This window comes from Kitasatospora sp. MAP5-34 (genome assembly GCF_029894335.1).
Taxonomy (GTDB): Bacteria; Actinomycetota; Actinomycetes; order Streptomycetales; family Streptomycetaceae; genus Kitasatospora.
This window is the reverse complement of record NZ_JARXZC010000007.1, coordinates 1-24,494: the sequence shown is the minus strand read 5'-3', so window position 1 is coordinate 24,494 and position 24,494 is coordinate 1. Positions and strand designations below refer to the sequence as shown.

The window sequence follows — 24,494 nt, the reverse complement described above, 5'->3', positions numbered from 1 at the left end:
CTTCCATCGCGCGGCGTCGCTCGCTACGATCACGCTCCGCCGGAGCGGTTTCTGACCGGCGTTCGACAGATCCCGTCCCGAGGCCGGGTGCGGTGAGGAAGAACGGTCATGAGCACAACCCCACTGCCGGACCGCCACCGGCCCGGCTTGCTGAGCAGTTCCGTACGGGCCGCGCTGGCCGTCGCCCTGCTCCTCGGCTTCTACCTGCTCGCACTGGGCATCCTGGCGGCCGTGGTCGGCCTCGATGTCGTACTGGCGGAGGGCTCCCGCCAGCCGTTCGGAATCGGCGCGCTGAAGGTCTACGCGCTGAGCGCCGCCGTCTGCTACCCCGTACTGCGGGTGGTGTTCCTCTCCCGCCGTCCGAAGGCCGACCGGGACGGGCCGCCCGGACTTCTCGTCACCCCCGAACAGCAGCCCGCCCTGTGGGCCAGGGTGCGGCGACTGACCGAACTGACCGGCACCCGGGAGCCCGCCGAGATCCGGCTGATCCCGGTGGTCAACGCGGCTGTAAGCGAGCGGACCAGGCTGCTCGGCCTGCTCCCCGGCAGGCGCACCCTGCACGTCGGTGTGCCGCTGCTGCTCGGCCTCAGCGAAGCCGAGTTCGACGCCGTCCTGGCCCACGAGATCGGCCACTACAGCAACCAGGACGTCCGGCTGGCCGGTCTCAACTTCTCCACCCGCCGAGCCGTCCAGCACACCGTCGACGGCCTGAACCGGCGCGCCGCCCGCCGCAAGGCCGAGCAGGCGGCCGTACTGAAGGCTACTGCGGCCGCCCGGGTCGCCAAGGGCCGCAAGCCCTCCGGCGGCCGGGCCACAGGCGGCCTGGACCAGGCCCTCGCCGGGCTCTTCACCGCGTACGCCAAGCTCTACTTCAGGGTCTCCGAGTCGGTGAGCCGCCGTCAGGAGTACGCCGCCGACCGGGCCGCCGCGCGGATCGCGGGCCGGGACGCCACCGCCAGTGCCCTGCGCGCCATCCCCGTCCTCGACTCGGCCTACGACGTCTACCTGGGGTGTTACGCCCTGCTCGGGTGGGACGCGGGGCTGCTCCCGTTCCCCGGCGAGGTGTACGGCGGCTTCGCCCGGCTGCTCGCCGACCCGGAGCGGCGGGTGGAGCTCGCGGACCTGCGCGACCGGCTCCCGTACGACGAGGCCGACCCGTACGACCCGTACGACTCGCACCCGCCGATCGCCGCCCGGGTCGCCGCGATCGAGGCGCTGCCGCCCGACGGCCGGGGGCCGGACGGGTCCGGCCCGGCGCTCGCGCTGCTGACCCGGCCCGGGCAGACCCTCGCCGCCGTCGAGCAGGCCACCCTGGATCCGGCGGCCGACGCCAAGGCCCGGCTGGACTGGCCGGAGCTGGCCAACCGCACCGGCAGCGCCCGGTACATCGAGCGCGCCGAGCAGCTCCGGCTGGCCGCTCGCTCGCTCGGGCTGCCCGGCACCCTGGCGGGCGTACTGGAGGCGCTCACCCTCGGCCACGCCTGGGAACTCGCCGACCAGCTCCCGAAGACCGCACGGGCCCAGGTGGTCACCGGCCGGGCCGCGCGGGAGTTCGCCCGGCCGGTACTGCGCCGGGCGCTGTCCGATCTCATCCTGCTGTCGCTGATCGAGGCCGGCCTGGCGCACTGGGAGTTCTCCTGGTCGCGTCCGATGGCGCTGCGCCTGCCGGACGGCGTGGCCGACGCGCTCCCGGCCGCACTGGACGCGGCGGTCGCGGACAGCTCCGACCCGGCCGGTCTGCGTGCCCTGGCGGCGCTGCTGCCGCTGCCGGCCTCCGCAGCGCCTCGGCGCACCTGAGCGCGCCCCACATCTCCCTGCACACTCCCCCGAGAAATAAGAGCCCCATGGACATCCTCTCCGCCGCCGGTGGCGGCACCGGCCTCATCGCCCTCGCCGCAGTCTCCGCCTACCGGAAGTCACGACTGGCCGCCAAGGCCCGCGCGGCCGCCTCGGCCAAGCCCGCAGGCCCCGCCCCGCGCACGATCGACCCGACGCTGTACGGCCTGGCCCCCCGGACCGAGCTGGTGCTGGCCGGCAGCGAGCACGACCAGGAGGTGGCGGCGGCGTTGGCGGCGGCGCGGGCCGGCGACTGGCGACCGGCCGCGCACTACCTGGCCGGCGGCGGCACCGACTGGGATCTGCGCTGGTCGCGGCTGGGCCCGTTCAACGAGCTCGCGGTCGAGGACGACACCTGGCTGAGGGCCTGGCGCGCGGAGCAGCCGGAGAACCCGGAGGCTGCGCTGCTGCACATCGACGCACTGGTCGGGCTGGCGTGGAAGATCCGCAGCGGAGCCCGGGCCTCGGACGTCAGCACCGAGCAGTTCGAGGGCTTCCACCGGGTGCTGCGGCAGGCCGAGGAGGCCGCGTACGAAGCCGTCCGGCTGGCCCGTCCGGGCGACCCGAACCCGTTCGTGGCGCAGATACCCATCGCGATGGGCCTCGGCTGGTCCCACGAGCGCTTCGCCGAGCTGTGGGCCGAGCTGACCGCCCGTGACCCGTTCCACTGGAGCGCCCACGACCGCGCGCTGCAGTACTGGTGCGCCAAGTGGCACGGCAGCCACGAGCTGATGCACCGGTTCGCCGACCACGCGCTCGCCACCGCACCCGCCGGGGGCCTGCTCTCGGTGCACAAGCTGCAGGCGTTCTACGAGCAGTTCACCCGGGACAACGCGGAGGTGGCCGAGTACCAGCGCCCGGACGTGGCCGCCGCACTGGCCGCCGTACAGGCCGACCTCGCCGCCGCCGACCCGAACCACCACCGCGTCCAGCGCAGCCGGGGATGGTTGGCGTTCGTGCTGGCCAAGAGCGGTCGCGGAGCGGAGGCGGTCGAGCAGTTCAGGGTTCTGGGCCGGTTCATCCCGATGCCGTGGCTGCACTTCCACGACCCGGTCGGGGCCTACGTGGGGCACCGGGCGGGTGCCGTCCTCGCCGCCCTCGACTCCGGCGCACTGTCCCCGCGCTGACGACCACTGCCGACGGGCCCTGCCGGATATCTCCCGGCAGGGCCCGTCCGGGTGAAGCAGCTCAGCAGCTCAGCCAGTGGCCGGTGCCTCCTCACCGACCCCTCACCGACCCACCGGCACCGACGGGCTCAGCCTGCGGGCTGCTCGGTCCCGCAGTAGCGGCACTTGGAGGCGCCCATCGGGAGGTCGTCGGAGAGACAGGCCGGGCAGGTCTTGGCCGGGGCCGGATCGCCGAAGACGGTGACGCCACGGCGGGCCTGGACGACCTTGTACGGGACGACGATCAGGAAGTAGACCACCATCATGAAAATGATGAAGTAGATCACGGCGGAGATGAACGCGCCGATGTCGAGGTAGGTGGCGCTGTTCCCGGCATCGCCCAGCTGCCAGCCGAGTCCGGCCGAGTGGCCGCCCTGCGCGCGGGCGATGATCGGGTTGATGACGCTGTCGGTGAACGCCTTGATCAGCGTGCTGAACGCCAAGGCGATGATCAGCCCGACGGCCACGATGACGACGTCACCGCGCATGATGAAGTTCTTGAAGCCCTTCAGCACGGCTGCTCCTCGGACATGGCTGCTCCTCGCCTCGGACCCGGGACGCCCGCTGCGTCCTGCTCCCACACCAACCGCTCGCTCGTCGGCCCGCAAGCGGGACTGGTCCGAGCGGGGGAACCGACCGGGGAGCCGACCTGGGGGCCGAGTGTCTGGGCGGACCGACGCGTTGTCCCGTACCCGTAGTACTCAGGAGCTACGCGGCAGGTGCACTCCCTGGCGGGACGTCAACCACAGGGCCTGATCAATAACTTCGGTACCGGAAGAACGAGAGACATCCGGTACGGAAGGACCACCCGCCATGGCGTCCCGCCCGCGCAGCAGCAGTGACAGTGACAGGAGCGGTGGCAGCAGCCGCCTGCGCCGCACCCTGCTCGCCGCACTCGTCACCGCCACAGTAGTCGTGCCGGTGTCGGGCGCGGCCCGTCCGGCGGCCGTCCCGGCGCCCGCCCCGGCGGCGCTCGGCACGATCTCCGCCGCGACCCCGGCCGCCTTGTCGGCGGCTCTGGACGAGCGTTACGCCGTCAACCGCGAGGGCATCAGGGCGGCGGAACGGATGGCCGGGGACCACGGCGACCGGGTGCGGGCGACCGCGCTGAGCGCGATGGCCGACCAGGGGCGCCACTTCCTCTCCTTCGACGGGCGCGACGGCGGACGCACCGCCGAGGTCTTCGGCGACCTGTCCCGCGCCGAGCGGATCGCCGTGCTGGTGCCGGGTTCGGACACCAATCTCGACACGTACGAACGCTTCCGGGCCGGCGCGACGGCGCTTCAGCAGGAACTCGGCGACCGGGCCGTCGTCGTCGCCTGGCTCGGGTACCGGACGCCGAGCACGGTCAGCCCGGACGTGCTGACGACTGGACGGGCGGATGACGCGGCACCTGAACTACGGCAGTTCGTAGGTGAGTTGATCGCGGCCAAGCCGGCCGCCGGGATCTCGCTGCTCTGCCACTCCTACGGTTCCGTCGTCTGCGCCCGGGCCGCCGCCGGTGACGCCGCCCTCGACGTCTCGGACATCGTCCTGTACGGCAGCCCCGGTACGGGCGCCGACAACGTCGCGGCGCTGCACACCCGGGCCACCGTCTGGGCGGGTCGGGGAGCCGGCGACTGGATCGGCGACGTCCCGCACGTCCGGCTGCAACTACCCTTCGTGACAGTCGGGTTGGGAGTTGATCCGGTATCGCCGGAGTTCGGCGCTCATATCTTCGCGGCGGGCGACGGCGGTCACAGCGACTACCTGAAGCCCGGCTCCGTGGCCCTGAAGAACATCGCCCGGATCGTCGCCGGGCAGGCCCAGCCGGCCCCGCAGACCGCACAGACCCCGCAGACCGCACAGGCACTGGCTTCGGAGGATCGCCATGCGTGAACTCATCCGGCGGATCGACCACGCCACCCCGCCCGACCGGGACCGTGCCGTCGACGCCCTGCGCGCCCTCGCCATCCTCGGTGTGGTGCTCGGCCACTGGTCGGTGACCGCGCTGGTCGCCGACAGCGGTACGGTGCACGGTGCCAGTCCGCTCCAGTACATGCCCCGACTGGCGCCGGTCTCCTGGCTGTTCGAGACGCTCGCGGTCTTCTTCCTGGTGGGCGGGCAGGTGGGGGCGAGCAGTTACGCGTCCGCCCGGGCCCGGGGTACCACGTACGGGCAGTGGATCGGCGCCAGGATGGCCCGGCTGTTCCGGCCGGTCGCCGCCCTGCTGGTGGTGTGGAGCGTGGCGGCGGTCGCGATGCTCGCCTCCGGGGTGGGGCTGGACACCGTCCACACGCTGCTCAAGCTGGTCCTGTCGCCGCTCTGGTTCCTGCTGGTCTTCGCCGGACTGACGGCGGCGACCCCGCTGGTCTCGAAGCTGCACCCGCTCTGGCCGTTCGCCGTCGTGCTGTCGGTCGACGTCGTCCGGTACGGTCTCGGCGGCCCGGCCTGGCTCGGCTGGGTCAACGTGGCGGCCGGCTGGCTGGTCCCGTACTGCCTGGGCGCGGCCTGGGCCCGGGGGCGGCTGCAGAGCCGTACGACCGGGTGGACCCTGCTGCTCGGCGGCACCACGGCCACCGCTCTGCTCGTCCTCTTCGCCGGCTACCCGGCCTCGATGGTCGGGGTGCCCGGCGCCGCGATCTCCAACCTCAACCCGCCGACCCTGGTCGCCGTCACCTTCGGCCTCGCCCAGTGCGGGCTGGCCCTGCTGCTGCTCGGCCCGCTGCGCCGGGTGCTCGCCCGGCCCGCCGTCTGGGCGGCGGTCGCGCTGGTCAACCTGTCGGCCATGACGATCTTCCTCTGGCACCAGACCGCGATGATGGCGGTCACCGCGACCGGCCTGCTCGCCGGCCACGCGCTGCCCGGCCTGCACACCGTGCCCGACAGCCCCGGCTGGGTGCTCGCCAGGCTGGCCTGGTTCCCGGTGTTCGCGCTGGCGCTGCTGATCTGCTGGACCGCTTTCCATACGTACGAACAGGGGCGGCCGCGCAAGGGCAGCCGCATCGTGGCCGAGGGGCGTCCTGCCCGGATGACGGTGGTGCCCAGTGCCTAAGGTTGATCTTGTGAAGACGGTGGACGGGGACGGGGGCGCCTTCATGAACGCGTTCAGGGAAGCTCTGGACGGTATCCGCGAGGATCTGTGGACGGCGGAGTACGACCCGCTGCCACGCCTGCGGTCGCGCCGACTGGCCCGGCTGCCGCACGTCCTGGTCGTGCTGGTGGCGGTGGCGGTGCTCGCCGCCGCCGTGAACCAGTACGAGACCGGCTACGGGCTCGGCAACTTCGGCAAGTGGCTCGCGGTGATCCAGTCGGCGGCGCTCGTCGCCGCGCTGGTCCGTCCGGTGCCCGCCTGGTGGGCGACGACGATGGTGATGTTCGTCGCCGCGCAGGCCGGGGAGGCGCACTCCGCCGGGAACCCGATCCCCCCGTGGGTCAGGCTCGGTGGCGACGGAGAGCTGCCCGGGTTCCACGGACTCCCGTTCGACAATGGATCACCCTTCCCGTGGACCGCCGCCGGGATCATCGTGCAGGCCCTGGTGCTGTTCCTGCTGGCACTCCGGGTCCGCCCCCGGATCGTGGCCCAGGCGCTGGGGATCAACGTCCTGGCAGGAACATTCTGCCTGCTGTTCGCCGATCGGGGACACCAGTCGAACGCGCCGTTGGCGATCTCGGTCTTCGTGGTCGTGGCCGCACTCGGCGCCGCGCTGCGCAGCCGCCGGATCGCCCGCAGCGAGCTGGTCGTGCAGGAGGTGCTCACCGCCGAGGAGCGCGGCCGGCGCACCCTGCTGGAGGAGCGGAACCGGATCGCCCGCGAGCTGCACGACGTCGTCGCCCACCACATGTCGGTGATCTCCATCCAGGCCCAGGTCGCCGTACACCTGGTCGAGAACCCGACCGACGAGCTGAAGGAGAACCTGGCCGGCATCCGCCGCAGCGCGGTCGAGGCGCTCACCGAACTGCGCGTCGTGCTCGGGGTGCTGCGCTCCGAGGACGACCTGTCCGAGGGCATGCAGCACGCCCCGCAGCCGACCCTCGACCGGCTGGACGAGCTGCTCGCCACCGTGCGGGCCGCCGGGCTGGCCGTCACCACCGAGACCACCGGAGAGCCCCGACCGCTGCCGCCGGGCACCGGGTTGTCGGCGTTCCGGATCGTGCAGGAGGCGCTCAGCAACGCGATGCGGCACGCGCCGGGCGCGGCCGTCCGGGTCGAGATCGGCTACCTCCCGCACAGCCTCACCGTCCGGGTCACCAACGCCGCGCCGGAGCGCGACGTCCCGTCCGCGTCGCCGGGCACCGGGCACGGCCTGCTCGGCATGCGCGAGCGGACTGCCATGCTGGGTGGCGAACTCGCCGCCGGGGCAACCCCCGAGGGCGGTTACGAAGTGACCGCGATACTGCCTGTGAAGCCCGCCGCCGAGCCTGTTGAGGACACCGCATGATCCGCGTTCTGATCGCCGACGACCAGATGATGATCCGGCAGGGGTTCACGGTGCTGCTCAACGCCGAACCCGGCATCGAGGTCGTCGGCCAGGCCGTGGACGGCCTCGACGCCGTTGCCAAGGTCGCCGAACTCGCCCCCGACGTCGTCCTGATGGACATACGGATGCCCGAACTCGGCGGCATCGAGGCGACCCGCCGTATCACCGCACCGGCCGGTGCCACCGTCAAGGTCCTCGTCCTGACCACCTTCGACCTCGACGAGTACGTCTACGAGGCGCTGCGTGCGGGCGCCTCGGGCTTCCTGCTGAAGGACGCATCTGCTGCCGAACTCGCCCAGGCGGTAAGGGTGGTGGCGGCCGGAGAGGCCCTGCTCGCCCCGAACATCACCAAGCGCCTGATCGCCGAGTTCTCCCGGATGACGGTCGCTCCCCGCTCCCCGCTCAAGGAGCGCGTCGGCGACCTGACGGAACGCGAGACCGAGGTGCTGTCCCTGATCGCGCAGGGCCTGTCGAACGCGGAGATCGCCGAGCGCCTGGTGGTGGCGGAGCAGACCGTGAAGACCCATGTGAGCCGCATCCTGGTCAAGTTGGGCCTGCGTGACCGGACCCAGGCCGCAGTCTTCGCCTACGAGACGGGACTGGTGCGCCCGGCCGCGTACTGATCGAAGGCGTGGTTCGCCTGCTCCCTGGCCCCCTGGGGAGCAGGCGAACCACCCTGACATGGATCGGGATTCTATATAGGTTGCATTCCTACCTAGGTGGTGATGGAATGCATGCATGGCCACAGACCGCAGATCCAGCTGGCTCAAGGGTGTCCTTGACCTCCTCGTCCTCGCCTGTCTCACCGAGGGCGAGAGCTACGGATACGAGATCTCCAAGGCCCTGGCGGGAGCCGGACTCGGCGAGATCAAGGGCGGGACGCTCTACCCGGTGCTCAACAGGCTGGAGGAAGCCGGCCTGGCCGTAGGGGAGTTCAGGGTCGCCGAGCGCGGCCCGGGGCGCCGCTACTACCGGCTCACCGACGAGGGCCGGCAGGCACTCGCCGAACAGGGCGCGTCGTGGCTGGAGTTCCACACCACGGTCAGGACCATGCTGAGCGCACATCCAGGGGGAGCATCGTGATTCGCGGCAATGGCAGCAGTAACAGCGGCAGTAACAGCAGCAGCAGCAACGAGGCCGGCTCGGTCGGTGCGGTCGGTGCAGGTGGTGGCTACTTCGCCGAGCTCGCCGGGCACTTGCGCGCGGCCGGCCTGCCGGAACAGGACGTGACGGCGACCGTCACCGACCTCACCGGCTACCTGGCCGAGAGCGGATCGCCCGATGCGTACGAGGAGTTCGGCGCGCCGGAGGTCTTCGCGGCGCGCCTCACCCAGGAGCGTACGGACGAGCAGCCCGACGCGGCTGCGGAGACCTGGAGGTGGACCGCCGACGCCTACTCCGACCGGAAGTACCTGAACCACTACGGCGACCAGGGCTGGGAGGTCGAGGGTCTCGACCGGCTCGGCCGCTTCCTGTGCCGCCGCGAGCCGGGTGCGGCGCTGCGATGGGAGTACCGGCGGGAGGTCGCGAACAACGCGAAGGAGCGCGAGTCGGTCGCGGCCGGGCTCGCTCCGGACGGCTGGGAGCCGTGCGCCCAGTGGCTGTACTTCATGTACTTCAAGCGCCCGAAGGCGGCAACTTCCGGTCCTGCAGCAGGACTTGACGAGCTGCTGGCCCCGCCGGACCGGCAGCTCTTCCTCGGCCGTACGTACCGGGGCAAGTTGAAGCAGATGCTGGTCGCCGGAGTGGTCTCGGCGGTCGCGAGTGGGCTGGCAGCCTCTTACGGGGGAGACCACGTGATCTTCCCGATTCTGATCGGCGCGGTCATCGCGGCCCCGATCGGCCTGTCCATCGGCTGGTACCGCCTGAAGCGCGAGGCCACCGCAGGCGTCGGGGACGCCTGATCGCCTCCGACTCGCCTCCGGACCGCACCTTCGGACCCCACCCGGTGCGGAGGCGGCGTCCTGACCCCGGTCGCCGCCTCCAACCCCGCCCTGCCGCTCACCCTGCTGCTTCACACTGCTGCACCGACTGTGCGACAAGGCCGGGACACCGCGATGACCGTCGGGCCGGGTTCGGACTCTTCGGCGCCGGACGGGCTCCCGGTCATCGCCGTGCGGGGCAGAAGGCATCCCGGGCCGGGCGCCGACCGGTGACCAGGAAGTTCGTCACCAGGCTGTCGCCGCAGGCGTTGCCGTTGGCCCGGTACGCATCGTGGCCGCCCGAGTCGACAGCGATCATCCTGGCCCGGTTCCCGAACGCCTGACGCAGCTTCAGCGCCCCGGTGTAGGGCGTCGCGGGATCGCGGAGGTTCTGCACCAGTACGACGTTCGACGGGCCGTCCGGGGTGACCCGAACCGCCGGTTCGGCCGGCGGGTACGGCCAGAAGGTGCACGGCATCACGTTGACGGGCATGCCTGCCGTCAACGGATGCGTGACCCGGTCGGCTGCGACCGCACGGGCGAGGTCGGTGGCCGATCCGGGCCAGGCGACATCGTCGCAGAACGTCCCGACCGCAGCGGCGACGGTGTTCTGCAGAGCTTGGTCGGGTGGGGTCGACGGCAGCGGCAGCGGCCGGGTGCCTTGGGCGGCGAGTATCAACTGCGCCAGGGCCGGGAACTTGGCGTCGGCGTAGAGGCTCTCCAGCATGGCCTCGCGCAGCACGTTCCCGTTGAGCGTCGCCGGGTTGGCGCCCGGCCAGGGGATCGGCTGCCGGTCCAGCCGCGCCGCCAGGTCGAGATAGAGCGCGCGGACGGCCTGCGGGGACTCGGCCACCCGGTCGGGGTTGCCGGGGGCGGACGCCCAGGCGGCGAAGTCGGGGAAGCGGTCCTCGGCTCCGGTGTCGAAGCCGGCCATCCAGCCGCGCCCCACCCGGCTCGGGTCCGGGTTGTCGTTGCTGTCCAGCACGATCCGGTCGGTGTGCTGCGGGAACATGGTGGCGTAGACGGCGCCCGCGTAGGTGCCGTACGACTCACCCCAGGCCGACAGCCGCTGTTCCCCGAGGGCCTGCCGGATCCGGTCGATGTCGCGCGCCTCGTTCGCGGTGCTCATAGTGCGGATGACCGGGCCGCCATTGCGGGCGCAGGTCTCGGCGATCCGCCGGGCGGTGGCGAGGTTGTCGGTGATCGTGCCGTCGGGGGCGGGCCAGGGGCGGAGCTTCGTCATGGACAGGTCGTCGTGCGCCAACCCGCAGTCGACCGGAGCGGACTGCCCGACCCCGCGCGGGTCGAAGCCGATCACGTCGTAGCGGTCCAGCACCGACTGCGGCAGCCGCTTGGCCGCGCTGGACGGCCCGCCCAGACCGGGGTTACCCGGTCCGCCGGGGATCATGAGCAGCGCGCCCCGGCGCAGCTCCGGCCTGGCGGCGGTCAGGCGCGACACCGCCAGTGTGATCTTCGGCCCGCGCGGGGCCCGGTAGTCCAGCGGCACGGAGACGGTACTGCACTGCTGATGGGGATCAAGACCGGTTCCCGCACAGCTGCCCCACTCGAGCGGTACGGGTGGTGCGGGCCGGGGTGCGGCAGCCGCGCTCGGGACGGTCAGGGCCAGGACGGCGCCGGCGGCCACAAGTGCCGCTGTCCGATGGAGGTTTCGCATGCGTCGAGTCTTCTCCGCCAGGAGCGCCAGGCCCATCGGGGCACCCGGTTGATCCGGGGTGGGGATTGCCCTACCCCGGCCGCCAGGGACAGCTCTCCGGGTGGTGTCGGGCCGGCCGGCGGCCGGCGCTCGCCGCCTACCGCAAGCACCTGCGCGGCTGCTCCCGCTCTTCGAGGAGGAGGGCGTGGCCCTGCAGGGCTGCTGCTGGTGGCCCCGGAGCGGCGGCTGCCGTGTACGACCACAGCTCGGGATACCCGGTTTGGGTTTCTTGAGGTGCGCCCCGGCTGTTCCTGAGGTGGAGTCCCAGTTAGAGCGCGGACCCGCGATCCGTGCCGAGCGGAGGAGCACGCCATGTCGACGCCGACCAAGCCGAGCATCGTATTCGCCCACGGTCTGTGGGCAGACGGCTCCTGCTTCAGCAAGGTGATCCCCGTGCTGCAGCAGGAGGGGTACGAGGTGGTGTCCGCCCAGAACACCCTGGAGACACTGGAAGGCGATGTCGACGCGGTCTCCCGTGCGCTGGCGCGGGTCAGCAGCCCGGCCATCCTGGTGGGGCACTCGTGGGGCGGATTCGTCATCACTGCGGCCGGCACCGACAGCCGCGTCGCCGGACTGGTCTATATCGCCGCGCTGGGCCCGGACGCCGGCGAGACGGTGCAGGACCTGATCGCCAAGTACGACGCCCCGCCGCTGTTCTCCCACCTCGATGTCGAGGACGGGCGCATCTGGATCGCCCGGGACGGCATCTCGCACTTCTGCGGGGACCTGTCCGAGCAGGACCAGCAGCTCGTCTGGGCAACCCAGGGCGCGCCGATCGCGGACCTGCTCGGGATTGCCAAGACCGACAATCCCGCCTGGAAGTCGAAGCCCAGCTGGTACGTCGTCGCCAAGCAGGATCACGCCGTCAACCCGGAGCTGCAGCGCTTCATGGCCAAGCGCATGGGCTCCACCACCGTCGAGGCCGACACCAGCCACGTCACCATGCTCTCCAACCCCGAACTGGTGCTCGACGCGATCCGCGCCGCCGCTCAGTCGGTCTAGAAACTCCAGGGGTCATGGCGGCCACCTGACGGCAGCCGTCCGGAAGGCCGGTAGCCGCGGGACGAGCGAAAGGCAGCATCACCGGACGTCACCCGGCACGGCTTGGCACAGCTTGGCACCACACGACACCACGCGGCACCACTACCTGGTGTCGCGTGGTGCTGTTTGGCGCCACATCCGTGCATCCGTGACATCCATGGCACCACGGCTGAGCTGCCAAAACGCCAAGGTGAGCCAGAAGGGCTTGCATAGGAGCCAAAGTGGTGCCACATTAGAGCCATGGAACTCACCCAGTACGTCGAAAACCTCCGCCGCGAGCTGACGACCGCAGCCGAGGTCGGCGGCGAGGACGCCCGCGCGCTCGCCGACCGGCTGCTCCCGCCGCTCGACGCCGCCGTGCGACTCACCCTGCTGGAGGCGCTCTCCGCCGCCGCCGAGGAGATCTCCGCCGAGCTCGCGCCCGGCTACGTCGATGTCCGGCTGCGGGGCGGGGCGGCCGGGTTCGTCGTGACGCCGCCGCCCGCACCCGTGCCCGCCGCTCCGGCCGTCGCCGACGCCGTGGCCGGCCTCGGCGACGTGCGGCTGCCTGTCGCCGAGGGCGACGACGCCGCGATGGTCCGGATCAACCTGCGGCTGCCCGGCAACATCAAGGCTCTGATCGAGGACGCCGCCGCCGCCGGTGGGCTCTCCGTCAATACCTGGATCGTCCGGGCCGCCGCCGCCGGGCTGGCCAACGAGGGCCGGCTGGCCGCGCCGGCCGCCGCCGCCGTGCAGCAGCCCGGCCGGGTCGGACAGAAATACACCGGCTGGGCCCGCTGACCCGGTCGCCCGGCCTCCCGCACCACCGCGCACCAGGTATCAGGCACCGAGCAGAACCTCAACCAACCGTACCCTGGTAAGGAACCCGAGATGTCCATTTCGACCTTCAACACCCCGGCCCCGATCTCCGTCACCCTCGACCTCTACGTCGCCGATGTCCGCTTCGCGGTCTCCGACCGCACCGACACGATCGTCGACGTCCGCCCCAGCGATCCGAAGAAGGCCGCTGACGTCAAGGCCGCCGAGGGCACCCGCGTCGAGTACGACGACGCCACCCGGACGCTGAGCATCGTCTCCCGCAAGCGCCTCAACCGGTTCGTCGGCGTCAGCAGCAAGCGCCCCGAGTCGATCGACGTCGTCATCCAGCTGCCCACCGACTCCGACGTCCGGGGCGCGGCCGGGCTCGGCGACCTCTCCTCCGACGGCGTGCTCGGTGCCGTCGTGTTCAAGACCGACATGGGCGTCCTCCGGCTCGCCGAGACCGGGCCGCTGAACCTCCGCAGCGGTCTCGGCGAGATCACCGTCCAGGGTGTCAGCGGCTCTGCCGAGGTGCACAGCGGCTCCAGCGACATCCGGATCGGCGCAGTGGACGGCACCGCCGAGGTCTCGGCCGCCAACGGGAAGGTGCAGGTCGGCCTCGTCACCGGTCCCGCGAACATCAAGGCCGCCAACGGCTCGGTGTCCGTCGACCGCGCGCTGTCCGACATCACCGCCACCAGCTCCAACGGCGGGGTGCGGATCGGCGAGGTCGTACGCGGCAAGGTGTCCGCCACGTCCAAGAACGGCGGCGTCGAGGTCGGCGTCCGTGCGGGCAGCGCCGCCTGGCTGGAGCTGAACTCCGGTGTCGGCCGTGTCTACAACGAGCTCGCCGCCTCCGCCGCCCCCCAGGCCGGCGATCCGGTCGACAGGGTCGAGGTCCACGCCGGCACCAAGCTCGGCGACGTCACCATCCGCCGTGCGGCCCGTCTGGAGGACCAGGCGTGAACACCACGACAGCCACCACCACCACCGGCGCGACCACCGCCGTCGCCGCGATCTCGGCCCGTGGCCTGCGCAAGTCCTTCGGCAGGAAGACCGTGCTCGACGGTATCGACCTGACGGTCCCGCAGGGCACGATCCTGGCCCTGCTCGGCCCGAACGGGGCCGGCAAGACCACCGCCGTCCACCTCCTGACCACCTACCTCCGTCCCGATGCCGGCGAGATCCGCATCGCCGGCCAGGACCCCGCCAGGAACCCGCAGGCGGTCCGGCGCGCGATCGGCGTCACCGGCCAGTTCTCCGCCATCGACGGCTACCTCACCGGCCGCGAGAACCTGATGCTGATGGCCGATCTGCACCTGCTGCCGAAGGCCGTCGGACGCCGGCGGGCCGAGGAACTGCTGGAGCGGTTCGAGCTGACGGAGGCCGGGGGCAAGCCGGCCTCGACCTACTCCGGCGGCATGAAGCGCAAGCTCGACCTGGCGATGACCCTGGTCGGCAACCCGAAGGTGATCTTCCTCGACGAGCCGACCACGGGCCTGGACCCGCGCAGCCGGCACACGATGTGGGACATCATCCGTGGGCTGGTCGCGGAGGGGACGACCATCCTGCTCACCACCCAGTACCTGGACGAAGCCGACCAACTCGCGCACCGCGTCGCGGTGCTGGACGGCGGCCGGATCGTCGCCGAGGGGACGCCCGCCGAGCTCAAGTCGCGCATCCCCGGCGGGCACATCGAGCTGGCCTTCGCCGACCGCGCCGAACTCGACGCCGCCGCACTGCTGCTCGCCCCGACCGGCCGCGACGACGACGCGCTCACGCTCCAACTCGCCGGCGACGGCCGCGTCAGCACCCTGCGGACGCTGCTGCGGCAGCTGGACGACGCCTCGGTCGAGGTCGAGTCGCTCACCGTGCACACCCCCGATCTCGACGACGTCTTCTTCGCCCTCACGGGCAAGAAGGGAGCCTGACGATGAGCACCACGACGATGTCCGACACCGGCCTCGACACCGCCGACACCCGGACGCACGCCCTCGTCCACGCGCGGATCATGCTGCGCCGCAACCTGCGGCACATGCAGCGCTATCCGTCGCTGACCCTGATGGTCACCCTGATGCCGCTGGTCTTCCTGCTCCTGTTCGTCTACGTCTTCGGCGGGACGCTCGGGTCGGGACTCGGCAGCGGGATGCCCGCCGGCCTGCACGGCGGCCGCGCCGCGTACGCCGACTACGTCGCCCCGGCGATCATCCTGATGGCCGTGACCGCAGCAGCGCAGGGCACGGCGATCGCCGTCGCGCAGGACATGACCGAGGGCATCATCGCCCGCTTCCGGACCATGGCCGTCGCCCGGTCATCGGTGCTGACCGGGCACGTCGTGGGGGCGACCGTCCAGACGCTGATCGGCGTCGTGGTCGTCACCGCGGCCGCGCTGGCCGTCGGCTTCCGGCCGCACGCGAACGCGGCCGAGTGGCTCGCCGCCGCAGGCGTGGTCCTGCTGCTGACCTTCGCCGTGACGTGGCTGTGCGTCGGCCTGGGGCTGTCGGCCAAGAGCGTGGAGACCGCGAGCAACTCGCCGATGTTCCTCATCCTCCTGCCGTTCCTCGGCAGCGGGTTCGTCCCGACCAGCTCCCTGCCGACGGGGATCCGCTGGTTCGCCGAGTACGAGCCGTTCACCCCGGTGAACGAGACGCTGCGCGGACTGCTGACCGGCACGAAGATCGGCGACAACCTGATCATCACCATCGCCTGGTGCGTCGGGGTCGCGGTGCTGTCGTACGCCTGGTCGCGGCGGCTGTACGAGCGGGAGCCGAAGGCACTCTGAGCTGACAGCGAGCTGACGGCGAGTTGATGGCAGGACGCGCGGAGCGCGGCGGAACACCCCGGACAACGGATGACGAAGCACAGCAGGGCCCTCGGATCATGAGGGCCCTGCTGTCGTCTTGCAGGCTTCCTACCCCGGTCCGGGTCCGGGGCCGGACTCGGATCTCCGCGACGCCATCCGGACCGCACCGGCACCGGCCAGGAGCGCCGGCCGGCCGTACGGTCGGTCCTCGCCGCCCGGCGTAGCGCGAACGGGTGCTTGACGGCGGTGATCCGCTGCGTCTCTCCCGCCAGGGCCCCTCCAGTGCCGGCCCTGCCGGGGTGCTAGCTCGACCCATTCTGACTGAGGGTGACCAGCCGCGTAGGTGTGCCCCCGTCGGTCGGACGGCCGGCCGTCGCCGAGCGCGTCGCAGACCAGCTGTCCGGCCGCCCGAGCGCCTCCGGGACCCCTTGAAATCGGATGCTGCAATGCACGGCGAAGATCCGTCCGCGTCGGTAAATGCGCAGATAAATCACATTGAGCAATGCTCGAATTCGAGCTTGAAAGCTAGCATCCGAGCTTGCCAAGCTGACCTGAGAAACCGTGAGAAAGGATTACTCGTGGGGGACTTGGGACGACCGGCGTACCTGCGGCTGGCGGATGCCCTCCGGGGTGACGTCCTCTCCGGCACCCGCGAGCCGGACTCGAAGATGCCGAGCATCGCCGACCTGTGCCGCGAGCACGGCCTGTCCGAGCAGCCGGTCCGTCAGGCGCTGCGCGTCCTGACCGCCGAGGGCCTGGTCGAGGGCCGGCCGGGGTCGGGCACCTACGTCCGGGCCCGGCCGGTTCAGGTGCGGATGGCCCGGGGGCGTGACCAGTCCGACGGGAGTCCGTTCGCGGCCGAGAGTGCCGCGCGGGGTGTCGACCCCTCCTGGACCGGCAGCTCGCTGAAGACGTACGCGACCGCTTCGCTCGCCGCCCGCCTCGGGCTGGCCGACGGCGCTCCGATCCTGCAGTCCCAGTACGTCTTCCGGGCTGACGGCCGGCCGGTCCAACTCGCAACGAGCTGGGAGCCGTTGGCTGTCACCGATGGAACGGACGTGGTGCTCCCCGAACTCGGCCCGCTGGCGGGCTGCGGAGTCGCGGAACGCATGGCGAGCATCGGCATCACAGTCACTCGGGTGACGGAGGACGTCGCGTCGCGCCCGGTACTCGAAGCAGAGGCCGAGCGACTCGGAATCCCGCTCGGCTCCACCGTGCTCGTCATCGAACGGACCCACCGGGCGGGCGAACTCGCCGTCGAGACGGCCGACATCGTGCTCGCGGCCGAGCACTTCCGGCTGTCGTACGAGATCGACATTCCCGCTGCGGCCGGCAGCCAGGAGCCGCCCGCAGCGCCGGGCACCCAGGAGTAGAAGCCGTCCCAGTACTGCTCAGGGCTCGCCGAGAAGTCATCCGGGCGGTCACGCCCGAGCTTCTCGTAGCGTCGGCCGAGAAGATCGAGCCCATCACGGATGCCGACACCGAACTCGGCTCGGATCTTCACCATCGCCTGCATCTTGCGGCCGACCAGGATCAGCGGGCCGTCCTCGACCCAGCGCTCATCCTGCTCGGCGTCCGCCGGAGACCGGAGTGACCCGTGGTGCTGCAGCTGTACTTCGTCGTCCGCCATGACGGTATGTGGCAGCTCGATCTCCTGCTGAGGGCCGGTCAGTAGGGTCCCTTCCGGAGAGGGCTCAATGAAATTTCTCCAGGATTTCTCCAGAGTGGCCCCCGACAAGCAGTCAGGGCTGGTGTCCTGTGAAGGACACCGGCCCTGAGCTGGTGTTACTGGGTCGGGGTGGCGGGATTTGAACCCATGGCCTCTTCGTCCGGAATGACGAGCAGCGTGGTCACTGAGGTCATCTGTGCAGGTCACAGGTGGTGCGAGGGGCGCTGACGGCCACTGCTGGACGGCTCGGTTGCTGTACTTCGCTGCTGTACCGATCAGTTGACGGCGGCCTGAAGCAGGGCCTCGGCCGCGCTGGTCCTTGCGTACAGCACGAACCGGCCGGTGCGGTGGGCGCTGACCAGCCCGGCGGCCCGGAGCGCGGTCAGTTGCTGGGAGACGCCGCCCGCGGTGAGACCGGTGCGCCGGGCCAGGTCGGTGGTGGAGGCCGGGGCGTGCAGCTCAGTCAGGAGCAGCGCCCGGGATCGGCCGACCACCGCCGCGAGGGCCTCGGGCGTCTGTGTCTCCGTGCGCTCCCACAGGGTGGCGATGCCGCGCGGAGGGTAGCGCAGCGTCGGCTGCCAGCTCGGGCTGGTGATGGAGTAGACCCGGGGCCAGGCGAAGACGGAGGGCACCAGCAGCAGGCCGCGCCCGCCCAGCCCCTTGGTGCCCGAGGTGTGTCGGTGGGGCACCTGAAGTGTCTCGCCCGTCCAGGTGATGGCGGGGTCGAGATCGTTGAGCAGTCGATGTGCGCCACCCTCGGCGAGCAGTCTGGCCCGATGGAGTGCGTCCCCCTTCATCAGCGTGAGCATGCGCGGCCAGTACGGAGCCAGTGCGAGCTCCCAGTACGACTCGATGATCCCGCAGAGCTCGACCAGCCCGGTCTCGGGAGATGCTCGGAGTGCCTCGATGCGCCTCGGACTCGGACTGCCCAGGCCATCGAGGCCCGCCCGAACCCGTTCGGCCGGCGTGCTGCGAAGGACCGCCAGCTCCAGACCGAGATCGGGTTCTGGAGTGGAGGGCGGCGGGGCGATGAAGACCGGGATCGTCCTGGGCGGCTGGGGCAGGAGCTCGGCGAGCAGCCGCCAGTCCAGACCCGATGCCGCGAGTCGTGGTCGGACCTGCTCGGCCCAGGGCCGGTAGAGCGAGTGGCCGACCGGGTCTTTCAGTACCTTGACGCTTGCCACGACCTCCCACAGTGGGGAGAACGCGAACCGGGTATGCGCCAGGTCTTGGGCAGTGAAAGACAGTTCGAGCATGCCGGACCCCCGTTTCGATTCAGCACAGTCTAAATTCGTGGAGCCGGCGCGCCCAAGGCCAGCATGGTCGGTTCATGACTACAGCTCAGCAGGAACTGCTCTCCGTGCCGCCCTCCGCGCCGGCCACGGAGCCCAGCCCGCCCCGCTCCCTGTTCCGCGACCGAGCATTCCGGCAGTTGTTCGCCGCCGCCGCGATGAGCAAGCTCGGCAGCTCGGTCAGCTACCTCGCGATTCCCCTGGTCGCGGTATCAGCGATGAACGCCTCCCCGGCTCAGGTCGGGCTGTTGTCGACGTTGAGCACTCTTGCGTTCCTGGTGATCGGCCTGCCCGCCGGAGCCTGGGTCGACCGGATGCGCAAGCGCAGCGTAATGATCACCGCCGATCTGATCCGCGTCGCCGCCCTGAGTTCCGTGCCGATCGTGTGGGGGCTCGGATCTCTCACGCTCCGTCAGCTCTACGTTGTGGTGCTGGTCAGTGGCGCAGCCACGGTGTTCTTCGACGTGGCGTCCCAGAGCCATCTCCCGGACCTGGTCGGACGGGACCGGCTGAGTGAGGCGAACGCCCACCTGGTGATGGCGGATGCGCTCACTCAGGTCAGCGGACGCAGCGCCGGTGGCTTCCTGTTGTCGGTGGTCACCGCACCGGTGGCGGTCGCCGTCGACGCGGTCAGCTACCTGTGGTCGGCGATGTGCCTGTTGGGCATCCGCCGAACCGATCCGCTCCCGGTGCGCCGGGCTGATGCGAATCTCGTACGCGAGGTCCGCGCGGGCCTGCGCTTCGTCTTCGCCGACCCGGTGCTTCGGCCCATCGCCGTCGCAGGGGCTTGCACCAACCTGGCGATCCAGCTCTGCCAGACGATGCTGCCTGTCCTGGTCACCCGCGAGCTGGGACTGCCCGATTGGGTTCTCGGCCTGTTCTTCGCGGTCGGTGGCGTCGGGGTCTTCCTCGGTTCGCTCTCCGCCCGTCGGCTGGCCGGGCGGTTCGGCGCCGGCCGGGTGCTGTGGATGATGGGGCTCGGTGTGGCGCCGTTCGGGATACCCGTCGCGCTCATCGACCGTGGACCGGCTCTCTGGCTGGCCGCTGCGGCCTGGCTGGTGACGACTTTCAAGGTCGGCATCGACAACGTGCTCAAGGTGAGCTTCCGGCAGAGCGTGACACCGGACGTGATGATGGGCCGGATGAACGCCACGATGCGGTTCGTGCTGACTGGCGCGCTCTGCGTCGGCTCCGCCCTGGCCGGACTCCTCGGCCAGGCCGTCAGCGTCCGGGCGGCGCTGTGGGTGGGCGCGGTGGGGCTGGCCGTGGTCTGGGTGCCGATCTTCTTCTCACCACTGCGGACCACGCACGCACTGCCGAAGTGACACATCTCGGCCGACTGTCCGACGCGCCGTCAGCTTGGCTCGCACACGGGCTGCCTGTCCCGGCGGTCGATGAAGGCCACCAACGGTCGGGGCGGTTGCTGTACTTTGGCGCGGCCAACGCGTCAGAGGCCCTACCGGATCTCTCCGATAGGGCCTCTGACCTGGGTCGGGGTGGCGGGATCTGAACCCACGGCCTCTTCGTCCCGAATCACGGGCAGCGTGGTCGCTGAGGTCATCTGCACTGGTCAGAGGAGGCGTCAGGTGCGCTGGCGGTCACTGCTGGGCGCCCCGGTTGCTGTACTTCGCTGCTGTACTTCCGGCATGTGCGGTTCGAGGGGTGCGTGTGATGACACGGGCGCGCGCAAGGGACAGATAGTTTCCGGTGAGATACTATCTCTAGCGCTACTATCTAGCAGTCGCTGTCTCCGCCACCTGATGGGGTCCCCACGTGCATCGGTTTATTGGTCGGGGTCGAGAACTGCGCATCCTGGACCACGCACTCGATGAGGTCCGAGAAGCTGGTGCCGACGCCGCGCAGCCCGGTCAGTGCCTGCTCATGCGAGGGCGCCGACGGGTTGGGAAGTCGACGCTGGTCGAAGAGTTCCTGCGGCGTGCGGAGGTCCCTCAGCTGTTCTTCACAGCCGGCGGCGGATCTGCCGAGGATGAACTGGTGGAGCTGCTCGACGCGGTCGCCACCTCCACACTGCCGGGAAAGGCACTCTTCGCGGAGGAGGCGCCGACCCAGTGGAACGCTGCCTTCCGGCTGCTTGCCGAGATCCTGCCCGATGACTCACCCAGCGTGGTGGTGATCGATGAGGTGCCCTACCTCATGGAGCGCATCGATGCCTTCGAGGGCATGCTCCAACGGGCGTGGGACCGACTGCTCAGTCGCAAGCCCGTCCTTCTTCTGCTTGTCGGCTCGGATCTGTCGATGATGGAGGCGCTCAACAGCTACGACCGGCCGTTCCATCAGCGCGGACGCGAGATGGTCGTCGGGCCGCTCAATCCGGCTGATCTTAGCGAGATGCTCGAGCTGGAGCCCGCGACTGCTTTCGACGCCGCCCTGATCACAGGTGGGCTGCCACTGATCTGCCGAGAGTGGCCGGTCGGCGCCTCGATGTGGGAGTTCCTCGGCGCAGCACTGGAGAATCCGATCTCCGCGCTTCTGGTTTCGGCCGAGCGGTCGCTGGCTGCCGAGTTCCCTCCGCAGGCGATGGGCCGGGAGGTGTTGCGAGCGATCGGGACGGGCGAGCGGACGTTCACCAACATCGCCCGTGCCGCCGGCGGCATCGCGCACAGCACTCTCACCAGGGCAGCGGACCTGCTGATCGACAAGCGTGTGGTGGCGGCCGAGCTTCCGATCGCCCTGCACCCCTCCAAGGAGCGTCGCTACCGGGTGGCGGACCCGTACCTGCGCTTCTGGTTGGCCTTCCTGGATCCGCACATGGCAGAGATCGAGCGCATGCGTGGTGACCTCACTCTGGCGCGAGTCCGAGAGCAGTGGCCTAGTTGGCGAGGTCGCGCCGTCGAGCCCCTGATTCGTGAGTCGCTCGTTCGTATCCTGCCTGACAGCGATCTGCCGGCCGCCCCGGCCGTCGGTGGCTACTGGACCCGTAGTAACGACGTCGAGATCGATCTCGTTGGAGCTGATCGTCAGCCCGTTGCCAAGCAGCTGTTGTTTCTGGGGTCGATCAAGTGGTTGGAGACATCCCCGTTCGACGCTCACGACCTGGCCGCCCTGCACAAGCACAGGGCCGCGCTCACAGACGACCCGATCCCGCTCGTCGCGGTCTCCCGAAGCGGCGTCAGCTGTGCAGGGCTCCAGGCAACGTACGGACCAGATGAACTGCTCGGCGCCTGGCGCGCCCGCTGATCGGTAGCTCTCTGATGAGCCTTGCCGAGCGGAGCGGGCGACATCACGAAGCTGGCTGAGCAGCGGGACGCAGGCACTCTGACCGTAGGAGAAATCCAAGATCCTCTCCCGGACTTCTCCCAGAGGGGCTTCTGAGAAGCAGTCAGGGCCGGTGTCCTGTGAAGGACACCGGCCCTGAGCTGGTGTTACTGGGTCGGGGTGGCGGGATTTCAACCCACGGCCTCTTCGTCCCGAATCACGGGCAGCGGGGTCGCTGAGTCATCCGTGCAGGTCAGAGACGGTGTCAGGCGGGGTGGAAGTTGGCGCTGGCTGCCCAGGTTGCTGCACTTCGCTGCTGTACTTCTGGCCCCTTGACGATCCGGGTTGGTCGGTGGCCACAGGTGGGTTCTGGCGCACGGGCAAGCGACGAGGGCCAGCCGATCAGGCGAGTGCCGCGCGAGCCCGGGCGCACAGCTCGGAACGGTCGTCGATCGCCTCCGCCGGGACGCTGTAGTAGCTGCGCACCACCACTTCGCGACCTGCGGCACGGTAGCTGAACGGCACTGACCCGGCTTCTTCGTAGGAGGAGCGGGCTGCGTCGTCGACGCGGAAGTAGAGGGTGTCCATGACCATCGCGAACTGCCTGCCGTGGCTGCGGACCGCCCACCCGCCGAAGTAGCGGTGGACGGTGACCGCGCCGAGCGGCGCCAGCTGGTCGGCGACGTGCTCGGCGAGGCTGCGGGATCCGCTCATGCGGGAAGGAAGAACCCGGTGATGTCGGCGAGCCGGCTGTCGCGGTGCAGCGCGGTGCTCATGCCGGTCATGGCGGCCTCGCCCTGCTCGCTGAGCTGGGTCCAGCGTGCGAGCGACCGGTCGTGGTGCTCGAGTACCTCGTCGATGCGGAACCGGTGACCGGGGAAAGCTCCGGCGAATCCGGCCATGTAGGCGGCCAGCTCGGCCAGACCGCTGACCTCTGTCCCCGGGTCCCGGTAGGCGACCTCATCGACAGCGACCGCGCCGAGCGCGGTGATCCGCTCGCCGGGGTTGGCCGACCAGCATGCGGCGTAGTTCTCCCAGAGCTGCTGTGAGTCACTCATCACTGTCCCTCTTTCTCTCGGGGCCGATCGACGCCATCGCGCCATCGGTGATCGTGTGCAGTTTGGTGGCGGGCGTGCCGGACCGGACGAGCACCAGCAGGCCCTGATAGAGCGCCAGTAGCTGGGTTGCCGCCATCTCGACGTCCAGATCCGCCGACAGCCGGCCCAGAGCGCGGGCGCGCGTCAGGGCGTCAGCGAACCCGGACTCGATCGCCTCCAGGCCACGGCGCACCCCTGCGGCGGCCTGCGGAACGGTGAAGGATTCCACGGCGGTGTTGGTGAGCAGGCAGCCCGGATCGGGATCGAGACCGGTCTCGAATGCCGAGGTGAAGAACGACCGGATGCCCGCCACGGGGTCCGCCGGCTCCAGGAGATGGACCTGGACCCGGCCCTGTACCACCTGGTCGTTGTAGGCATCCAGCGCGGCCTGGAACAGGCCTTCTTTGCTGTCGAAGGCCCGGTACAGGCTGCCCGGGTGCAGCCCCGTGGCTTCTTCGATGTCCCGCAGCGAGGCGCCGAGGTAACCCCGGTGGCGGAAGAGCCGCATGGCGGAGGTCAGCACCTCTGCCGGGTCCCAGAGCTGTCTGCGTCCCACAGCCACCCTCCAGTAGTTGAACGACTGCTCACAAAAATAGCACGCTAGCCGGGCCGGCCGCTCCCGGTGGAAGATCCACGGGGATCGGCCGAGCTACGAGATTCCCTGGGTGAACGGGGGGGCGATGCTGAGCAGTCGGACGGACACGACTGGGAACGCCGCGTGCGCACGCCGGTACCTGGCTGCGGCTGCCTTGGCGGTCGCCGAGGCGATGAGTTCGCGGCACGCTCCATCACGGACTCATCCACGTCTGCCTTCGCGGCCCTGCTGAGTGTCCGTCAGGAGGGCATCTCCGGGAGAGGGCTTTTAGGACTCTCTCCCAGATTTCTCCAGAGCGCTCCCCGACAAGCAGTCAGGGCCGGTGTCCTGTGAAGGACACCGGCCCTGAGCTGGTGTTACTGGGTCGGGGTGGCGGGATTTGAACCCACGGCCTCTTCGTCCCGAATTACAGGCAGCGTGGTCGCTGAGGTCATCTGCGCAGGTCATAGGTGGTGCCAGGGTTGCCAGTGGTCACTGCTGGACGGCCCGGTTGCTGTACTTTGCTGCTGTACTTCGCCTCCGAGCTGCCAAACCCGCCGATGGTCTGACGCGTGCTCTCCTGGCGCTTCTTCTCGGTCTCGAGGGCGTGTAGAAGGCTGCGGGTCTGCCGAGCTCGGTCTCTCTGACGATCTCTCCTTGCGCCGCAAGGCCTCTGTCTCACAGGCTCCGTCCCACTCTCCAGGGAAGCACCAGCAGACGCCCGCCGCGCGTACTACCATGCGGGAACATCCCCCGCTGAGAGGCGCACGTGGCCGGCACTCATAACCAGCAAGTCCTAGCGGAACACAGGCCTCGGATATTCAGCGCCAGTGGCTCGCGCGGTGACGTGATCAAGGAAGGGTGCTCCCGGCCTGCGAGGATGTGAGTGTCGAGTTCACGTTCAGC

22 protein-coding genes are annotated in these 24,494 nt (G+C 70.3%); 16 read left to right on the top strand and 6 right to left on the bottom strand.

Annotation, left to right across the window (positions count from 1 at the left end):
• Positions 1-108 precede the first annotated feature (108 nt).
• Both P3T29_RS09155 and P3T29_RS09150 read left to right on the top strand, forming a co-directional pair.
• Positions 109-1,797: a M48 family metallopeptidase gene (locus tag P3T29_RS09155; RefSeq protein ID WP_280715804.1), complete on the top strand. Its 1,689-nt coding sequence runs from the start codon at positions 109-111 to the stop codon at positions 1,795-1,797.
• Positions 1,798-1,844: 47 nt separating this feature from the next.
• The gene (locus P3T29_RS09150) at positions 1,845-2,963 is read left to right on the top strand and encodes a hypothetical protein (RefSeq protein WP_280715803.1); all 1,119 of its coding nucleotides are present in this window, start codon (positions 1,845-1,847) and stop codon (positions 2,961-2,963) included.
• Between the two features lie 128 nt (positions 2,964-3,091).
• Here the strand turns inward: P3T29_RS09150 and P3T29_RS09145 are convergent, their stop codons facing one another.
• On the bottom strand, positions 3,092-3,517 hold the full coding sequence (locus tag P3T29_RS09145) for an MscL family protein (RefSeq protein ID WP_280715801.1): 426 nt from the start codon (positions 3,515-3,517) through the stop codon (positions 3,092-3,094).
• Between the two features lie 298 nt (positions 3,518-3,815).
• On the opposite strand from P3T29_RS09145, the gene P3T29_RS09140 reads away from it, so the two are divergent.
• The 6 genes from P3T29_RS09140 (at position 3,816) to P3T29_RS09115 (ending at position 9,366) form a co-directional block, all read left to right on the top strand.
• Complete coding sequence (locus P3T29_RS09140; RefSeq protein ID WP_280715800.1) at positions 3,816-4,880, top strand: alpha/beta hydrolase; 1,065 nt, start codon at positions 3,816-3,818, stop codon at positions 4,878-4,880.
• Entirely contained in the window at positions 4,873-6,036 is a 1,164-nt protein-coding gene (locus tag P3T29_RS09135) for an acyltransferase (RefSeq protein ID WP_280715799.1), read from the top strand. Before P3T29_RS09140 ends, P3T29_RS09135 begins: the two co-directional genes overlap by 8 nt.
• Before the next feature lie 43 nt (positions 6,037-6,079).
• Positions 6,080-7,423 (top strand): sensor histidine kinase, encoded by a 1,344-nt coding sequence (locus P3T29_RS09130; RefSeq protein WP_280715926.1) that lies wholly within the window; start codon positions 6,080-6,082, stop codon positions 7,421-7,423.
• The gene (locus P3T29_RS09125) at positions 7,420-8,085 is read left to right on the top strand and encodes a response regulator transcription factor (RefSeq protein WP_280715798.1); all 666 of its coding nucleotides are present in this window, start codon (positions 7,420-7,422) and stop codon (positions 8,083-8,085) included. The genes P3T29_RS09130 and P3T29_RS09125 overlap by 4 nt, the downstream gene beginning before the upstream one ends.
• Before the next feature lie 115 nt (positions 8,086-8,200).
• Entirely contained in the window at positions 8,201-8,545 is a 345-nt protein-coding gene (locus P3T29_RS09120; RefSeq protein ID WP_280715797.1) for a PadR family transcriptional regulator, read from the top strand.
• Positions 8,542-9,366 (top strand): hypothetical protein, encoded by an 825-nt coding sequence (locus tag P3T29_RS09115; protein ID WP_280715796.1) that lies wholly within the window; start codon positions 8,542-8,544, stop codon positions 9,364-9,366. The genes P3T29_RS09120 and P3T29_RS09115 overlap by 4 nt, the downstream gene beginning before the upstream one ends.
• 202 nt (positions 9,367-9,568) lie before the next feature.
• On the opposite strand, the gene P3T29_RS09110 is transcribed toward P3T29_RS09115, so the two are convergent.
• Positions 9,569-11,059: an alpha/beta hydrolase gene (locus P3T29_RS09110; protein ID WP_280715795.1), complete on the bottom strand. Its 1,491-nt coding sequence runs from the start codon at positions 11,057-11,059 to the stop codon at positions 9,569-9,571.
• A gap of 351 nt (positions 11,060-11,410) precedes the next feature.
• Between P3T29_RS09110 and P3T29_RS09105 the strand changes: the two genes are divergently transcribed.
• The 6 genes from P3T29_RS09105 (at position 11,411) to P3T29_RS09080 (ending at position 17,113) form a co-directional block, all read left to right on the top strand.
• Positions 11,411-12,100, top strand: coding sequence for an alpha/beta hydrolase (locus P3T29_RS09105; RefSeq protein ID WP_280715793.1), 690 nt, complete (start codon positions 11,411-11,413; stop codon positions 12,098-12,100).
• Positions 12,101-12,379: 279 nt separating this feature from the next.
• Positions 12,380-12,919, top strand: a complete 540-nt coding sequence (locus tag P3T29_RS09100) for a hypothetical protein (RefSeq protein WP_280715792.1) — start codon at positions 12,380-12,382, stop codon at positions 12,917-12,919.
• Positions 12,920-13,009: 90 nt separating this feature from the next.
• Positions 13,010-13,903, top strand: a complete 894-nt coding sequence (locus P3T29_RS09095; RefSeq protein ID WP_280715791.1) for a DUF4097 family beta strand repeat-containing protein — start codon at positions 13,010-13,012, stop codon at positions 13,901-13,903.
• Positions 13,900-14,868: an ATP-binding cassette domain-containing protein gene (locus P3T29_RS09090; RefSeq protein ID WP_280715790.1), complete on the top strand. Its 969-nt coding sequence runs from the start codon at positions 13,900-13,902 to the stop codon at positions 14,866-14,868. The genes P3T29_RS09095 and P3T29_RS09090 overlap by 4 nt, the downstream gene beginning before the upstream one ends.
• A 2-nt stretch (positions 14,869-14,870) precedes the next feature.
• On the top strand, positions 14,871-15,719 hold the full coding sequence (locus P3T29_RS09085; protein ID WP_280715789.1) for an ABC transporter permease: 849 nt from the start codon (positions 14,871-14,873) through the stop codon (positions 15,717-15,719).
• 599 nt (positions 15,720-16,318) lie between these two features.
• Positions 16,319-17,113, top strand: coding sequence for a GntR family transcriptional regulator (locus P3T29_RS09080; protein WP_280715787.1), 795 nt, complete (start codon positions 16,319-16,321; stop codon positions 17,111-17,113).
• Positions 17,114-17,684: 571 nt separating this feature from the next.
• Here the strand turns inward: P3T29_RS09080 and P3T29_RS09075 are convergent.
• Entirely contained in the window at positions 17,685-18,593 is a 909-nt protein-coding gene (locus tag P3T29_RS09075) for a winged helix-turn-helix domain-containing protein (protein WP_348532806.1), read from the bottom strand.
• 146 nt (positions 18,594-18,739) lie between these two features.
• Between P3T29_RS09075 and P3T29_RS09070 the strand changes: the two genes are divergently transcribed.
• A complete protein-coding gene (locus tag P3T29_RS09070; RefSeq protein WP_280715785.1) occupies positions 18,740-20,026 on the top strand; it encodes an MFS transporter in 1,287 nt (428 codons plus the stop codon).
• 448 nt (positions 20,027-20,474) lie between these two features.
• A complete protein-coding gene (locus tag P3T29_RS09065; protein WP_280715784.1) occupies positions 20,475-21,899 on the top strand; it encodes a DUF234 domain-containing protein in 1,425 nt (474 codons plus the stop codon).
• A gap of 420 nt (positions 21,900-22,319) precedes the next feature.
• On the opposite strand, the gene P3T29_RS09060 is transcribed toward P3T29_RS09065, so the two are convergent.
• The 3 genes from P3T29_RS09060 to P3T29_RS09050 are packed head-to-tail and all read right to left on the bottom strand — an operon-like array spanning position 22,320 to position 23,537.
• The gene (locus P3T29_RS09060) at positions 22,320-22,631 is read right to left on the bottom strand and encodes a TfoX/Sxy family protein (RefSeq protein ID WP_280715783.1); all 312 of its coding nucleotides are present in this window, start codon (positions 22,629-22,631) and stop codon (positions 22,320-22,322) included.
• Complete coding sequence (locus P3T29_RS09055) at positions 22,628-22,975, bottom strand: nuclear transport factor 2 family protein (protein WP_280715782.1); 348 nt, start codon at positions 22,973-22,975, stop codon at positions 22,628-22,630. The genes P3T29_RS09060 and P3T29_RS09055 overlap by 4 nt, the downstream gene beginning before the upstream one ends.
• Positions 22,968-23,537, bottom strand: coding sequence for a TetR/AcrR family transcriptional regulator (locus P3T29_RS09050; protein WP_280715781.1), 570 nt, complete (start codon positions 23,535-23,537; stop codon positions 22,968-22,970). The genes P3T29_RS09055 and P3T29_RS09050 overlap by 8 nt, the downstream gene beginning before the upstream one ends.
• Positions 23,538-24,494 lie beyond the last annotated feature (957 nt).

Excerpts from the sequence above, each read along its gene's own strand:
- P3T29_RS09130 (WP_280715926.1), top strand. The coding sequence starts at position 6,080 with ATGAACGCGTTCAGGGAAGCTCTGGACGGTATCCGCGAGGATCTGTGG.
- P3T29_RS09120 (WP_280715797.1), top strand. The coding sequence starts at position 8,201 with ATGGCCACAGACCGCAGATCCAGCTGGCTCAAGGGTGTCCTTGACCTC.
- P3T29_RS09155 (WP_280715804.1), top strand. The coding sequence starts at position 109 with ATGAGCACAACCCCACTGCCGGACCGCCACCGGCCCGGCTTGCTGAGC.
- P3T29_RS09100 (WP_280715792.1), top strand. The coding sequence starts at position 12,380 with ATGGAACTCACCCAGTACGTCGAAAACCTCCGCCGCGAGCTGACGACC.
- P3T29_RS09135 (WP_280715799.1), top strand. The coding sequence starts at position 4,873 with ATGCGTGAACTCATCCGGCGGATCGACCACGCCACCCCGCCCGACCGG.
- P3T29_RS09060 (WP_280715783.1), bottom strand. The coding sequence starts at position 22,631 with ATGAGCGGATCCCGCAGCCTCGCCGAGCACGTCGCCGACCAGCTGGCG.
- P3T29_RS09095 (WP_280715791.1), top strand. The coding sequence starts at position 13,010 with ATGTCCATTTCGACCTTCAACACCCCGGCCCCGATCTCCGTCACCCTC.
- P3T29_RS09125 (WP_280715798.1), top strand. The coding sequence starts at position 7,420 with ATGATCCGCGTTCTGATCGCCGACGACCAGATGATGATCCGGCAGGGG.
- P3T29_RS09070 (WP_280715785.1), top strand. The coding sequence starts at position 18,740 with ATGACTACAGCTCAGCAGGAACTGCTCTCCGTGCCGCCCTCCGCGCCG.
- P3T29_RS09110 (WP_280715795.1), bottom strand. The coding sequence starts at position 11,059 with ATGCGAAACCTCCATCGGACAGCGGCACTTGTGGCCGCCGGCGCCGTC.
- P3T29_RS09140 (WP_280715800.1), top strand. The coding sequence starts at position 3,816 with ATGGCGTCCCGCCCGCGCAGCAGCAGTGACAGTGACAGGAGCGGTGGC.
- P3T29_RS09105 (WP_280715793.1), top strand. The coding sequence starts at position 11,411 with ATGTCGACGCCGACCAAGCCGAGCATCGTATTCGCCCACGGTCTGTGG.
- P3T29_RS09055 (WP_280715782.1), bottom strand. The coding sequence starts at position 22,975 with ATGAGTGACTCACAGCAGCTCTGGGAGAACTACGCCGCATGCTGGTCG.
- P3T29_RS09085 (WP_280715789.1), top strand. The coding sequence starts at position 14,871 with ATGAGCACCACGACGATGTCCGACACCGGCCTCGACACCGCCGACACC.
- P3T29_RS09150 (WP_280715803.1), top strand. The coding sequence starts at position 1,845 with ATGGACATCCTCTCCGCCGCCGGTGGCGGCACCGGCCTCATCGCCCTC.